The 13528-nt window shown below is 65.1% G+C and carries 11 protein-coding genes; 6 read left to right on the top strand and 5 right to left on the bottom strand.

The features are described from left to right. Positions 1-21: 21 nt before the first annotated feature. The 5 genes from ACTEK7_RS09445 to hpaH all read right to left on the bottom strand — a co-directional run bounded on the left by ACTEK7_RS09445 (position 22) and on the right by hpaH (position 4765). Positions 22-891 carry a fumarylacetoacetate hydrolase family protein gene (locus ACTEK7_RS09445; RefSeq protein WP_225146063.1) on the bottom strand — a complete coding sequence of 290 codons (870 nt, stop codon included), beginning with the start codon at positions 889-891 and terminating at the stop codon, positions 22-24. Beyond that, positions 891-1874, bottom strand: coding sequence for a 3,4-dihydroxyphenylacetate 2,3-dioxygenase (hpaD, locus tag ACTEK7_RS09440; protein WP_225146062.1), 984 nt, complete (start codon positions 1872-1874; stop codon positions 891-893). The genes ACTEK7_RS09445 and hpaD overlap by 1 nt, the downstream gene beginning before the upstream one ends. Before the next feature lie 134 nt (positions 1875-2008). Beyond that, a complete protein-coding gene (hpaE, locus tag ACTEK7_RS09435; RefSeq protein WP_225146061.1) occupies positions 2009-3547 on the bottom strand; it encodes a 5-carboxymethyl-2-hydroxymuconate semialdehyde dehydrogenase in 1539 nt (512 codons plus the stop codon). Further along, a complete protein-coding gene (locus ACTEK7_RS09430) occupies positions 3540-3938 on the bottom strand; it encodes a 5-carboxymethyl-2-hydroxymuconate Delta-isomerase (protein ID WP_225146060.1) in 399 nt (132 codons plus the stop codon). Before ACTEK7_RS09430 ends, hpaE begins: the two co-directional genes overlap by 8 nt. 20 nt (positions 3939-3958) lie before the next feature. After that, complete coding sequence (gene hpaH, locus ACTEK7_RS09425; RefSeq protein ID WP_036006171.1) at positions 3959-4765, bottom strand: 2-oxo-hept-4-ene-1,7-dioate hydratase; 807 nt, start codon at positions 4763-4765, stop codon at positions 3959-3961. A 111-nt stretch (positions 4766-4876) separates the two neighbouring features. Between hpaH and hpaR the strand changes: the two genes are divergently transcribed. The 6 genes from hpaR to ACTEK7_RS09395 all read left to right on the top strand — a co-directional run bounded on the left by hpaR (position 4877) and on the right by ACTEK7_RS09395 (position 13513). Continuing rightward, positions 4877-5395, top strand: a complete 519-nt coding sequence (gene hpaR / locus ACTEK7_RS09420; RefSeq protein ID WP_036006169.1) for a homoprotocatechuate degradation operon regulator HpaR — start codon at positions 4877-4879, stop codon at positions 5393-5395. A 114-nt stretch (positions 5396-5509) separates the two neighbouring features. Continuing rightward, positions 5510-6286 carry an HpcH/HpaI aldolase family protein gene (locus ACTEK7_RS09415; RefSeq protein ID WP_124160740.1) on the top strand — a complete coding sequence of 259 codons (777 nt, stop codon included), beginning with the start codon at positions 5510-5512 and terminating at the stop codon, positions 6284-6286. 96 nt (positions 6287-6382) lie between these two features. Continuing rightward, on the top strand, positions 6383-7906 hold the full coding sequence (locus tag ACTEK7_RS09410) for a UxaA family hydrolase (protein WP_225146059.1): 1524 nt from the start codon (positions 6383-6385) through the stop codon (positions 7904-7906). 244 nt (positions 7907-8150) lie between these two features. Beyond that, on the top strand, positions 8151-8669 hold the full coding sequence (locus tag ACTEK7_RS09405) for a PAS domain-containing protein (RefSeq protein ID WP_036006163.1): 519 nt from the start codon (positions 8151-8153) through the stop codon (positions 8667-8669). Then, positions 8647-9951, top strand: coding sequence for a methyl-accepting chemotaxis protein (locus tag ACTEK7_RS09400; RefSeq protein WP_225146058.1), 1305 nt, complete (start codon positions 8647-8649; stop codon positions 9949-9951). Before ACTEK7_RS09405 ends, ACTEK7_RS09400 begins: the two co-directional genes overlap by 23 nt. A 292-nt stretch (positions 9952-10243) precedes the next feature. After that, complete coding sequence (locus ACTEK7_RS09395; protein ID WP_225146057.1) at positions 10244-13513, top strand: transglutaminase family protein; 3270 nt, start codon at positions 10244-10246, stop codon at positions 13511-13513. The last annotated feature ends 15 nt before the right edge of the window (positions 13514-13528 follow it).

Here is a 13528-nt window from a genome sequence, read left to right as displayed (position 1 = left end):
CTATTCCATTTCGCTTGTTGTTCAGGCTTCGTCGACCACGCCGTTGCGCAAGCGTCCGATCCCCTCGGCCTCGACCTCGACGATGTCGCCGGGCTTCAGATATCGCGGCGGATCGAACCGCGCACCCGCGCCGGTCGGCGTGCCCGTGACGATGATATCGCCGGGGACGAGGGTTGCGAAGGTCGAGATATAGTTCAGGAGATAGCGGAACGAAAACATCAGCCGGCTGGTGCGATCATCCTGTCTGAGCTCGCCGTTGACATGCGTGGTGAGCCTGATGTCGGCGGCCTGCGATTCCCGCGTGTAGGGCACGAGCCACGGGCCGAGGCTGCCGCTGGAATCGAAGTTCTTGCCTTGCGTCACGTTGAACTTGGCGTGGCGCAGCCAGTCGCGCACCGAGCCCTCGTTGCACAGTGTCAGCGCCGCGATGTGATCGAGCGCTGTGCTTTCGGGGATATGCCGGCCTGGCTTGCCGATCACCAGCACGATCTCGCCCTCATAGTCGAGCTGCGCGGAGGCGCGCGGGCGCACCAGCGGCGTGTCGTGGCCGACGAAGGAGCGGGGCGAGCGCATGAACATGCTGGGATATTTCGGCGCCTCCTGGCCGTCCTTGTACTCGGCGTTGCGGTCAGGATAGTTGACGCCGATGCAGATGATCTTCTCCGGCGCGGGGACCGGCGGCAACCAGGTGATCTCAGTGAGCGCGTGATCCGGTTTGCGGCCGGCGGCTTCCTCTGCAAGGCTGATGAGCTTGCCCGCGGCGATCACCTCGCGCAGCGTGGGATAGTCTCTTGCATGACGCGCGGAGAGATCGACGAAGCCGCCCTCCAGGACAGCGCCATACCTGACATCACCCTTGACGGAATAGGTGGCAAGACGAGGCAGCTTCATCAGTCCGCCACCAGCACATCGGCCACGAATTTCGGCTCGCGCACGGCTTGGCCCGTGAACGGCGAGCCCTGCTCGAACCAGGAACGCGGGGCAGGGGCGCCCCACAGCGTCTGGCGGCGCGGATCGCGCAGCGACCAGCGCAGCGGCTCGTGGTCGTGATCGCCCGTAAAATAGTCGCTGGTGTAGAGCTCGAGGCGGTGTCCGTCGGGATCGCGCACATAGAGGAAGAACGCGTTCGAGATGCCATGGCGTCCGGGCCCGCGTTCGATGCTCTTCACGAAGCCCTGCGAAGCTATGACGTCGCAGAGATGGATGATGTTCATCGCCGTTGGCGTCCAATAGGCGAAGTGGTGCAGGCGCGGGCCCTTGCCGTTGGTGATGGCGAAATCGTGGACGTTGCCCTTGCGATGCATCCAGGCCGCGGCGATGCGCCCGTTTGGCCCGTCCTCCTCGGCATATTCGGTGAGGCGAAAGCCGAGCCGGGCGTAGAATTCCATCGTGTCCTGCACTTCGGCCGCGAAGACGTTGAAATGGTCGAGCCGCTGCGGGTGGCAGCCTCGATAGAGGTCGTAGCGGCGCAGGAGATGCGGCCGCCGCTCCATCGCCGCGTAGAGCTCGATTCTAAAGCCGAAGGGGTCGGTGAATTGCAGCGTGCGGCCCTGGAACGGCTGATCGACGAAGGCGTAGGCGAGGCCGTTCTCGGACAGGAACGCGGCGGCCTTGTCGAGGTCTTTGTCATTGCCGACCTTGAAGCCGAGCCGGGCGCAAGCCGGCACGGCGGCCTTGCGCAGCACCAGCGAGTGATGCTGGTGCTCCTCGGCCGCGCGCAGGTAGACGGCCTCGTCGTCGGCGTCCTCGACATGCAGGCCGACAATGGTCTCATAGAACTCGCGGCTCAGCTTCAAATCGGTGATGTCGAGCACGACGTGGCTGGAGCGGATGATGTTGAACGGCGGTTCGAAGACATGTTGCGGTACCGGCATGTGCGTTTCCCCTCTCTCGGCTTCGTCATTCCGGGGCGTGCGAAGCACGAACCCGGAATCCATTCATCCACCAACTCTGCTGCTCGATGGATTCCGGGTTCGGCTCTTCGAGCCGCCCCGGAATGACACCGCCGCTAAATTCCCAGCTTCTGAATCTTGTGCGTGCCCCGCGCCAGCGAGACGTGCTTGGTTTCCATGTAGAAGTCGAACGAGTAGTCGCCGCCGTCGCGGCCGATGCCTGAAGCCTTCATGCCGCCGAACGGCGTCGGCAGGTGGCGGACATTCTCCGAGTTCAGCCAGATCATGCCGGCCTCCAGCGCATCGGCAACGCGCAGCGCGCGTCCCATGTCATTGGTCCAGACATAGCCGGTCAGACCGTAACGGATGTCGTTGGCGATCTCGATCGCGTCCGCCTCGTCTCGGAAGGGCAGCACGGTCAGGAACGGCCCGAACACTTCTTCCTGCGCCACGCGCATCTTGCCGTGCGCGCCAGTGACCAAGGTGGGCTCGACGTAATGCCCGCCGCCGGGGCCGTCGTAGGCTTTGCCGCCGACCGCGATCGTCGCGCCGTCCTGGCGCGCCACGTCGAAATAGGAGCAGACCTTTGCTAGATGCCGCTCATGGATCAGCGGCCCGATCTCGGTGGCGGGATCGAGGGGATGGCCGACCTTGAGCGCCTTCACCCGCGCCGTCAGCTTCTCCACGAATTCTTTCGCGATGCTCTGCTGGATCAGCAGGCGGCTGGAAGAGGTGCAGCGCTCGCCGTTGAGCGAGTAGATCATGAACACGACGGCATCGAGCGCGCGGTCGAGATCGGCGTCGTCGAACACGATCACCGGGTTCTTGCCGCCGAGCTCGAAATGCACGCGTTTCAGCGTGGGCGCGCCCTGCATCATGATGGCCGAGCCGGTCGCGCTCTCGCCGACGAAGCCGATCGCCTTGATGGCGGGATGCTCGGTCAGCGCCTTGCCCGCTTCCTCGCCAAAGCCGTGCACGGTGTTGAGCACGCCGTCGGGGACGCCGGCTTCCTTCACGAGCCTTCCCAGAATGGAAGCGGTCACCGGCGACCACTCGGCTGGCTTGTGCACGACGGTGCAGCCGGCCGCCAGCGCTGGCGCTATCTTCCAGGTCGAGAGCATGAATGGCGTATTCCATGGCGTGATCACGCCGACCGGGCCGATCGGCACCCGCGTCGAGACGTTCCAATGCTCGTCGCTCGGCGTGTTGAGGCCGTCGCGCGCCTCAGCGCATTTGTCGGCGAAGAAGCGGAAATTCTCGGCGGCGCGGATCGCGGCCTTGGCCATGAAGCGATAGGCCTGGCCGGTGTCGATGCATTCGAGCACGGCGATGTCGTCGGCGTTGTCCTCGATGGCGTCGGCCACCCGATGCAGCAGCTTCTTCCGCATGGCCGGACCCATGTCGCGCCAGGACTTGAAGGCGAGCGCAGCCGCAGTCGCCGCCGCGTCGATATCCTCGGCCTTGCCCCGCGCGACACTGGCGAGCACGGCACCATCGACCGGCGACCTGGTCTCGAACGTCTCGCCGGAGATCGAGGCGACGGTCTTGCCGTCGATCATGTGGCCAATGCCGTCCGCGCGTAGAGTCTTCAAAAGCGGCGCGAGGCGGTCACGGTTGGCCTGGAACAGATCGGCTTTCGGCGTGGGCTTATCCATGAGCGGCCTCCGCTTTCAGGGCGTCGTGAATGTTGTTGCGCTTCCAGCTGGTGTCCGTGTCGTTGATCTGCATGTCGAACGACAGGGCGAACTTGCTGGCGGCGAAGACGGGATCGAGATGTCTCGAGAGCGCCTGGAAGACGTGCTCGCCGGCCTTCTGGCGGGTGGGCAGGTCGCGGCCCGCGCCGATGCGCAGCACCATGTCCAGGAATCCGTAGTCCTGCCGCGCGTCCGCGATCGCATAGTGCTCGCACCTGACAGCACGAACGCGGATGCCGCCGAGCGGGAAGATACCGGTCTCGCTAGCTGCCTTGCGCACGACCTCGCACACCGCGGCGATGTCGAGGCGGCCGTCGAGATTGGCCGAATATTCGATGGTGAAATGCGGCATCGCGGTTTCACTCCCTGTCTTCAGGCGAAGTAGCAGCTGACCGAGCCATAGGCGCCATAATCGGCCTGGATTGTGTCGCCCTTGCGGGTCTCGATCGGACGGATGAAAGAGCCGGCGAGCACGACCTGGCCCGGCTCCAGCGCCAGCCCAAGCGGGGCGATCTTGTTGGCGAGCCAGGCGACGGCGGTGGCGGGATGGTTGAGCACGCCGGCGGCAAGGCCGGTCTCTTCCAGCTGGCCGTTCTTGAAGCACAGCGCACCGATCCAGCGCAGGTCAGCATCCAGCGGGCGGATCGGCCGCCCCCCGAGCACGATGCCGGCATTCGCCGCATTGTCGGCGATGGTGTCGAAGATCTTTCGCGTCGCCTTGGTCTTGGGATCGACGCGCTCGATCCGGGTATCCAAAATCTCCAGCGCCGGCACCACGAAGTCGGTGGCGTTGAGCACGTCGAATAGCGTGCAGTCGGGCCCAGAAAGGCGCTTGCTCATGACGAAGGCGAGCTCGGCCTCGACGCGCGTCGCGATGAAGCGCTCGGTCGGCACCAATCCGCCATCGGCGAAGAACATGTCGTCGAGCAGCACGCCGGAATCCGGCTCGTCGATGCCAAGCGCGCTCTGCATCGCCTTCGAGGTCAGGCCGATCTTGTGGCCTTTGACCACGCGCCCCTCGGCGATCTTGACGTCGACCCAGGCCTTCTGAATCGCGTAGGCCTCCGCGATGCTGATGTCCGGGAAGTCCTGCGAGAGCTGCCGGATCTGCGTGCGGGTCTTCTCCGCCTGGTGCAGACGCCTCGCGCAAGCTTGGATATCGTCGTTGGAAAGCGCCATTTGTGATCTTACAAATCGTGGTGCCGCGAGATACTTAACATGTTAAGTGAATGCGTCAAACACAAATTCGGCTTGCTGCACTGCAAACGTTTTGCGGCTTGAAAGGGCGTCATGACCAAGAAATCCGCCGATCCCGCCAATGGTCACCCGCCGGCTGCGCGCCAGGTGCCGATGCGCGATTTCTCTCGCTCGCTGCCGATGTCGCTGCTGCGGGCCCGGGAAGCGGTGATGCGGCAGTTTCGTCCCTCGCTGCGCGAGCACGGCCTGACCGAGCAGCAATGGCGCATCCTGCGGGCGCTGGCGGCGATCGAGGCGGTCGAGGTCACGGAACTCGCGCGCACCGCGTTCCTGCTCGGGCCGAGCCTGTCGCGCATCCTGCGAGACCTCGAGGCGCGCAACCTGATCGAGCGCAAGACGGCGAAAGCCGACCAGCGCCGCAGCATGGTCTCGATCTCGAAGGAGGGGCTCAAGCTGATGGCGTCGGTCGCGCCGACGTCGGAAGCGATCTATGCCGAAATCACGCGGCGCTTCGGCGCACGCAAGCTCGCCGAATTGCAGGAGATGCTCGGCGAGCTCGAACGGAGCCTTGCGGGGCTCGGAGGCACAGATGATACCCTCGCGGAGGGATGAACCCTGATATGCGTGCGTGCGCGGCGAGAGCCATGGACATTCACGCTTTTTTTCGCTCAAAGTGCGGCCCAACCGATCCGCGGCGAAGTGAGAGCAACAGGGAAGGAAAGGCACGTGGCGAATAAAGTCAAAGAGATCTGGAAGTCGGGCAAGGCGGTCGTCAACGCGTGGCTTGCCATCCCGTCCGGCTTCTCGGCCGAGATGGTTGCGCAATGCGGCTTCGACAGCGTCACGGTCGACATGCAGCACGGCGTGCAGGACTATCTCTCGATGGTGCAGTGCTTCCAGGCCATGGACAAGCATCCGGTCACCCCGATGGTCCGCGTGCCCTGGAATGAGCCCGGCATCATCGGCAAGGTGCTCGATGGCGGCGCCTATGGCGTGATTTGCCCGATGGTCAACACGCCGCAGGAAGCCCGGAACCTGGTCTCCTATTCGAAATATCCGCCCAAGGGCGTGCGCTCCAACGGCCCGATCCGCGCCGGCATGTACGGCACCGCCGGCTCCTATCAGAAGACGGCCAACGACGAGATCGTGCTGCTGCCGATGATGGAGACGCGGACCGCCGTCGAGAACATGGAAGCGATCCTCGACGTCGAAGGCATCGACGGCGTCTATATCGGCCCGTCCGATCTCGGCTTCTCCTATGGCCTCGAGCCCAAGCTCGACCGCAGCGAGCCCGAGATTCTCGCGATCTACGAGAAGATCATCAAGGAGTGCGGCAAGCGCGGCCTCAACCCGGGCATCCATTGCAGCGGCGCCGAAGGCGCGGCGCGCGCGATCAACATGGGCTTCAAGCTGGTGACGCTGTCCAATGAGGTCGGCCTGATGACCACCTACGCCAAGATGCAGGTGAACGCGACCCGCAAGGATTCGGGCGGCAAGGCCTGATAAACTCGCGAACGGCGAATGGGGAGTAGCGAATAGGGCTACTCCCTTTTCCATTCGCCACTCGCCATTCGCTATTCGCCTCCGAAGGAGACTCCCATGACCATCAGCCCCGTCATCCGCCTGCATCCCGATGATGGCGTGGTGATCGCGCGCGCGAGCTTGCCGCCGGGCACATTGGTGGCCGACGGCGTGACCGCGGTCGATCGCATTCCCTCCGGCCACAAGGTCGCGATCAAGCCGATCGCCGAAGGCGAGCCGATCAGGCGCTACGGTCAGATCATCGGCTTTGCCACGCAAGCGATTGCGCCGGGCCAGCACGTGCACGTGCAGAATTGCGGAATGGGTGATTTCGCCAAGGACTATGCCTATTGCGCCGACGTCAAGCCCACGCCGAACTTCGACCTGCCGGCGACCTTCGAAGGCATCCGCCGTCCGGACGGCCGCGTCGCCACACGCAATTATATCGGCATCCTCACCTCGGTGAATTGCAGCGCGCATGTCGCCAGCCTCGTCGCCGACGTCTTCAAGAAGAATCCCTTCACCGGCGACAATCCGCTCGCCGATTTCCCCAACGTCGACGGCGTGGTCGCGCTGACCCACAAGACCGGCTGCGGCATGACGCAGAACGAGCCGCTTGCATTGCTCCGCCGCACCCTCGGCGGCTATGCCCGGCACGTCAATTTCTCCCACGTCATCGTGCTCGGTCTCGGCTGCGAGGTGAACCAGATCGGCGGCCTGATGGAAGAGCAGAAGCTTGCCGGCCGCCTGCGCGCGATGGACATCCAAGAGGTCGGCGGCACCCGCAAGACGGTCGAAGCCGGCATCGCCTTCGTGCGCGAGGCGCTGACTGACGCCAACAAGGTCCAGCGCGAGACGGTGCCGGCGAGCGAGCTCACCGTGGCGCTGCAATGTGGCGGCTCGGACGGCTATTCCGGCGTATCGGCCAATCCTGCGCTCGGCGCAGCCAGCGACCTCATCGTGCGTCACGGTGGCACCGTGATCCTGTCGGAGACGCCGGAGACCTACGGCGCCGAGCATCTCTTGACGCGCCGCGCCGTCAGCCGCGAGGTCGGCGAGAAGCTGGTCGACCTGATGCGCTGGTGGGATGAGTACACCGCGCGCGAAGGCGCCGAGATGAACGCCAATCCGAGCCCCGGCAACAAGGCCGGCGGCCTTACCACCATTCTGGAGAAGTCGCTCGGCGCGATGGCGAAGGCCGGCACCACCAATCTCGTCGAGGTGCTGCGCTACGCCGAGCCCGTCACCAAGAAGGGGTTCGTGTTCATGGACACGCCCGGCTACGACCCCGTGGCCGCGACCGGGCAGGTCGCAGGAGGTGCCAACCTCGTCTGCTTCACCACGGGCCGCGGCAGTGTGTTCGGCTGCAAGCCGGCGCCGTCGATCAAGCTCGCCACCAACACGCCCATGTACAGGCGCATGGAAGAGGACATGGACGTCAATTGCGGCACCATCCTCGAAGGCGAGGAGAGCGTCGAACAATGCGGCCAGCGCATCTTCGATCTCATCCTCAAGACCGCCTCGGGCCAGCCGACCAAGAGCGAGAGCTTCGATTTCGGCGGCGCCGAGTTCGCGCCCTGGGTGCTCGGCGCGACGATGTAGTCGCGCGTCGCGCGAGCATCGCCGCGCAACCCAATCAAGCGCCGCCGGTATCCGATGATCGCAACCGGAATTGGGACGCGTGTGGCGATCCGAAATGCAACGGCCGTTCGCTAAGTAATGATACGGAGGTGGGCGCCTCCCGTGAGAAGTTCCCGGCTTACATCTGGTTAACACTGTTGCCGTAGACAGGAGGCGATGCGGCTTCACAGCGTGGTGGGGCCGGCGTGATTTGAGGATCGAGCCGATGCAAGCGATACGTCCCACTGGGGTGGAAAATCTCCTCGGTGAGGAGGAGCTGATCGTATCGAAGACCGATCTCAAAGGCCGCATCACCTACGCCAACGACGTCTTCATCCGCATGGCGAAGTACTCGTGGAAGGAGCTGATGGGCGCGCCCCACAGCCTGATCCGCCATCCCGACATGCCGCGCGCCGTCTTCAAGCTGCTCTGGGACACGCTGCAGTCCAAGCAGGAGATCTTCGCCTACGTCGTCAACCTGGCGAAGGACGGCAGTCACTATTGGGTATTCGCCCACGTCACGCCGACATTCGACGAGCGCGGCAACATCGTCGGCTATCACTCCAACCGTCGCAAGCCGGATCCCGCGCAGATCGAGCGCATCAAGCCGATCTACAAGACGCTGTGCACTGAGGAGGCGCGGCATGCCAACGCCAAGGAGGGCATGCAGGCGAGCTTCGAGGCGATGGTCGGCCTGCTCAAGCAACAGGGTGTCGGTTACGATGAATTTGTGCTCTCTCTCTAAGGCGCAGGGAGCAACCGCGCTCGCGTGTGGTCTTGCCGTCCTTGCGTTCGTTCTCTCGCTTCTCGGCATGACCGGGATCGCGAGTGCCGCTTCTCTCGGCGCGACGATCGCGCTCTCCGGCTATGTCGTCTGGTGCCAGCACCGCACCGCGGTTGCCGTCGACGAGGTCGCCGCTGTGTGCCGCAAGGCGGCGGGCGGCGATCTCGAGGCGCGCATCCTCAGTGAGCGGCAGGCCGGGCGCATCGGCGCCATCCAGAGATCAGTCAACGACATGCTCGACATTACCGATGCGTTCCAGCGGGAAGCTTCGGCATCGATGGAGTATGCCAGCCGCGGCAAGTATTTCCGCAAGATCCTGGCGCGCGGATTGCCCGGCTCGTTCCGCCGCTCGGCGACCGTCATCAATGCCGGCACCGACAGTCTCGGCCGCCGCGTCGAGGAGATCGCCGGCCTCGCGCGGCAGTTCGGCACGCATCTCGATCAGGTTGCGGGCACGCTGATGGGCGCCGCGACCGATCTCGAATCAGATGCCGGCCAGATGGCGGCGGCGGCGGAGAAGACCAGCCTGCAAACCTCCGGCGTGCTCTCCGCGTCCGACCAGGCCTCGCGCAACGTCGCCACTGTCGCCAGCGCCGCCGAGCAGCTCGCATCGTCGATCGCCGAGATCAATCGCCAAGTGGCCGGCTCGACCGCGAGCACGGGACGGGCGGTGAACGAAGCCAATCGCGCCGGCAGCGAGATCCGGAGCCTTGCGGACGCCGCGATGCAGATCGGCGACGTCGTCAAGCTGATCAGCGAGATCGCCTCGCAGACCAACCTGCTCGCGCTCAACGCCACCATCGAGGCGGCGCGGGCAGGGGACGCCGGCCGCGGCTTCGCGGTGGTCGCCTCAGAGGTCAAGAGCCTCGCCAACCAGACCGCCAAGGCGACCGAAGAGATCAGCGCCAAGGTTGGCGAGATGCAGCAATCGACCACCAATTCGGTCGCGGCCGTCGAGGCGATCGCGCAGACCATCGCCGAGATCAACGGCATCACTGCCTCGATTGCCGCCTCGATCGAGCAGCAGGGCGCGGCGACGCGCGAGATCGCCCGCAACGTTCACGAAGCCTCCGCCGGCACCTCGCAGGTCTCCTCCAACGTGACGGGCATCAGCGAGGCCGCCGCCGACACCGGCCGCGTCGCTGCACGCGTCAACCACGCCTCCGAACGCGTCCACGGCGAAGTCGAGACGCTCCGCCGCGAAGTGACCCAATTCCTGCAAAGGCTGACCTCGGCGGCGTAGGGCTTTCAAACCCTCTCCCCTTGTGGGAGAGGGTGGCTTCGCTGAAAGCGAAGCCGGGTGAGGGGTCTCTATCCTCACGAGCGGTTTTGCGGGTTGAGAGAGACCCCTCATCCGGCGCTTCGCGCCACCTTCTCCCATAAGGGGAGAAGGGAAGAGCCTCGCCGGCGCGGCCCAATAACAACCACCATCACCCGCTCCGCATCTTACCTAGGCACCCCGTGCCCGTTGTTAGTGCTTGATCGCGCTGACCTCAGGTGTTCTGCTCAAAAAAGCTGCTGGAGCACCGCATCCCGTGTCGATCTACGTCGCGCTACACCACGTCACGCACTACAAATACGACCGCCCGATCGACCTTGGCCCGCAGACGATACGGCTGCGGCCGGCGCCGCATACGCGCACGCCGATCCTGAGCTATTCGCTCAAGGTCACGCCTTCCAATCATTTCGTGAACTGGCAGCAGGACCCGCAGGGCAACTGGCTGGCGCGCTACGTCTTTCCGGAGAAGACCACCGAGCTGAAATTCGAGGTCGACTTCACGGCGCAGATGACGGTGGTCAACCCGTTCGACTTCTTCGTCGAGCCGTATGCCGACAGCTTTCCGTTCGACTATCCCAAGGATCTGAAGACGGAGCTCGCGCCTTATCTCGAGACCATCAAGCCCGATCGCCTGTTCGCCAAGTTCCTCGACACCATCCCGCACGAGGCCCCGAACACCGTCAATCTCCTGGTCGACCTCAATCGCGAGATCCAGAAGAAGGTCCGCTACATCATCCGCATGGAGCCGGGCGTGCAGACGCCGGAGGAGACGCTTGTCTCCGGCGCAGGCTCATGCCGCGACTCCGCCTGGCTCTTGATCCAGACCTTGCGCCATCTCGGGCTCGCCGCCCGCTTCGTCTCGGGCTATCTGGTCCAGATCCGTCCCGACATCGATCCGATCGAGGGGCCACCGGAAGTCGAGAACGATTTTACCGATCTGCACGCCTGGGCCGAGGTCTATCTGCCGGGTGCAGGCTGGATCGGGTTCGACGCGACCTCGGGCATGCTCGCAGGCGAGGGGCACATCCCGGTCGCAGCCACGCCGCACTACCGTTCGGCGGCGCCGATCTCTGGTGGGGCCGGCTTTGCCGAGGTCGAGTTTTCCTTCGACATGAGCGTGAGGCGCATCCGCGAGGCGCCGCGCATCACAAAGCCGTTCTCCGACGAATCCTGGGCGCGCCTCGACGATCTCGGCGAGCAGGTCGATGGCGATCTCGCCAGCGCGGACGTGCGCCTCACCATGGGCGGCGAGCCGACCTTCGTCTCGGTCGACGATCTCGAGGCCGGCGAGTGGAACACGGAGGCCGTCGGTCCGACCAAGCGCACGCTCGGCGACGATCTGATCCGCCGCCTGCGCACGCGCTTCGCGCCGGGCGGGCTGCTGCATTACGGCCAGGGCAAATGGTATCCGGGCGAGAGCCTGCCGCGCTGGGCCTTCGGCCTCTATTGGCGCAAGGACGGCGTGCCGATCTGGAAGAACGCCGACCTCATCGCCAGGATCGAGAATCCCAGGAGACCGGAGGTCAAGGATGCCGAGGCCTTCATGGAAGGCACGGCGGCGCGGCTCGGCGTCGACCTCGGCTACATCATGCCGGCCTATGAGGATCCCGCCTATTGGCTGCAGAAGGAAGCGGAGCTTCCGGTCAATGTCGATCCCACCGATTCCAAGCTGTCCGATCCCGAAGCGCGCGCACGCATGGCGCGGGTGTTCGACCAGGGCCTGAATACGCCGCGCGGCTTCGTGCTGCCGATCCAGCGCTGGAATGCACCTCCGCGCTGGCGCAGCGAACGCTGGCCGCTGCGGCGCAATCATCTGTTCCTGACGCCGGGCGATTCACCGCTCGGCCTGCGCCTGCCGATCGGCTCGCTCGGTCACGTCCCGCCCAACCAATATCCCTACATCGTCGAGCAGGATCCGATGGAGCCGCGGGGCAGGCTGCCGGTGTTCACCCGCATGGCGCGTCCGCCATCGCCGCCGCGTACGGCCCCCGAGCATCTCAACACCGCTATACCCGTGCGCACGGCGATGGCCGTGGAGATCCGCGACGGCCTGATCTGCGCCTTCATGCCGCCGGTCGAGCGCATCGAGGATTATCTCGAGCTGATCTCGGCGCTGGAAGACACCGCCGAGGAGATGCAGCTTCCGGTCCATATCGAGGGTTACCCGCCGCCGTTCGACCCGCGCATCGAGGTGATCAAGGTGACGCCCGACCCCGGTGTCATCGAGATCAACATCCAGCCGGCCAAGAGCTGGCGCGATGCGGTCGAGATCACCACCGGCCTCTACGAGGATGCGGCCAAGGTCCGCCTCGGCGCCAACCGTTTCTTGGTCGACGGCCGTCACACCGGCACCGGGGGCGGCAATCACGTCGTGGTCGGCGGCTCCTCACCGCAGGACTCGCCGTTCCTGCGCCGGCCCGATCTTCTGAAGAGCCTGGTGCTGTATTGGCAGCGCCATCCGGCGCTGTCCTATTTCTTCTCCGGTCTTTTTATCGGCCCGACCAGCCAGGCGCCGCGCATCGACGAGGCGCGCCACGACAGCATCTACGAGCTCGAGATCGCGCTCTCGCACGTGCCGCCGCCCAGCTACCAGACGCCGCTCTGGCTGGTGGACCGGCTGTTCCGGCATCTATTGGTCGACATCACCGGCAACACCCACCGCGCCGAGATCTGCATCGACAAGCTCTATTCGCCGGAAGGAACGACGGGGCGGCTCGGCCTCGTCGAATTCCGCGCGCTCGAAATGCCGCCGGATCCACGCATGTCGCTGGCGCAGCAGCTCCTGATCCGCGCGCTGATCGCAAAGTTCTGGCGTGAGCCGCTGAGCGGCAAGTTCGTGCGCTGGGGCACCGCGCTGCACGACCGCTTCATGCTGCCGCATTTCATCTGGGAAGATTTTCTCGATGTGCTCGGCGAGCTCAAGCAATCGGGCTATCCGTTCGAGCCGGAATGGTATCTGGCCCAGCTCGAATTCCGCTTTCCCGCTTTCGGCCGCATCCACCATGGCGGCGTGACGCTGGAGCTGCGGCAGGCGCTGGAGCCCTGGCACGTGCTCGGTGAGGAGGGCTCGGCCGGCGGCACCGTGCGCTATGTCGATAGCTCGGTCGAGCGGCTCCAGGTCAAGGCCGAAGGCTTCGTCGAGGGCCGCCACGTCGTCACCTGCAACGGCCGCCGCCTGCCGATGACCCCGACCGGCCGCTCCGGCGAGGCTGTGGCTGCCGTCCGCTTCAAGGCCTGGCAGCCGGCCTCCGGCCTGCACCCGACCATCCCCGTGCACGCGCCGCTGACCTTTGACCTGATCGATACCTGGAACGGCCGCTCGCTCGGCGGCTGCGTCTACCACGTCGCCCATCCTGGCGGGCGCAACTACGACACCAAGCCGGTCAATACCTACGAGGCCGAGGCCCGGCGGCTGGCGCGCTTCCAGGACCACGGCCACACCCCGGGTCCGATGCAGCCGCCGCCTGAGGAACGCACAAATGAATTTCCGCTGACCCTCGACTTGCGGACCCCGCTCCTGCAATGAGTATGATGGTGGGGG

The sequence above is a fragment of the Bradyrhizobium sp. JHI2711 genome (assembly GCF_056156565.1).
The sequence above is the reverse complement of the archived record's forward strand: the minus strand, read 5'-3'. Positions and strand labels throughout refer to the sequence as shown.

Excerpts from the sequence above, each read along its gene's own strand:
- ACTEK7_RS09405 (WP_036006163.1), top strand. The coding sequence starts at position 8,151 with ATGCAAGCGATACGTCCCACTGGGGTGGAAAATCTCCTCGGTGAGGAG.
- ACTEK7_RS09410 (WP_225146059.1), top strand. The coding sequence starts at position 6,383 with ATGACCATCAGCCCCGTCATCCGCCTGCATCCCGATGATGGCGTGGTG.
- hpaR (WP_036006169.1), top strand. The coding sequence starts at position 4,877 with ATGACCAAGAAATCCGCCGATCCCGCCAATGGTCACCCGCCGGCTGCG.
- ACTEK7_RS09430 (WP_225146060.1), bottom strand. The coding sequence starts at position 3,938 with ATGCCGCATTTCACCATCGAATATTCGGCCAATCTCGACGGCCGCCTC.
- hpaE (WP_225146061.1), bottom strand. The coding sequence starts at position 3,547 with ATGGATAAGCCCACGCCGAAAGCCGATCTGTTCCAGGCCAACCGTGAC.
- hpaH (WP_036006171.1), bottom strand. The coding sequence starts at position 4,765 with ATGGCGCTTTCCAACGACGATATCCAAGCTTGCGCGAGGCGTCTGCAC.
- hpaD (WP_225146062.1), bottom strand. The coding sequence starts at position 1,874 with ATGCCGGTACCGCAACATGTCTTCGAACCGCCGTTCAACATCATCCGC.
- ACTEK7_RS09445 (WP_225146063.1), bottom strand. The coding sequence starts at position 891 with ATGAAGCTGCCTCGTCTTGCCACCTATTCCGTCAAGGGTGATGTCAGG.
- ACTEK7_RS09400 (WP_225146058.1), top strand. The coding sequence starts at position 8,647 with ATGAATTTGTGCTCTCTCTCTAAGGCGCAGGGAGCAACCGCGCTCGCG.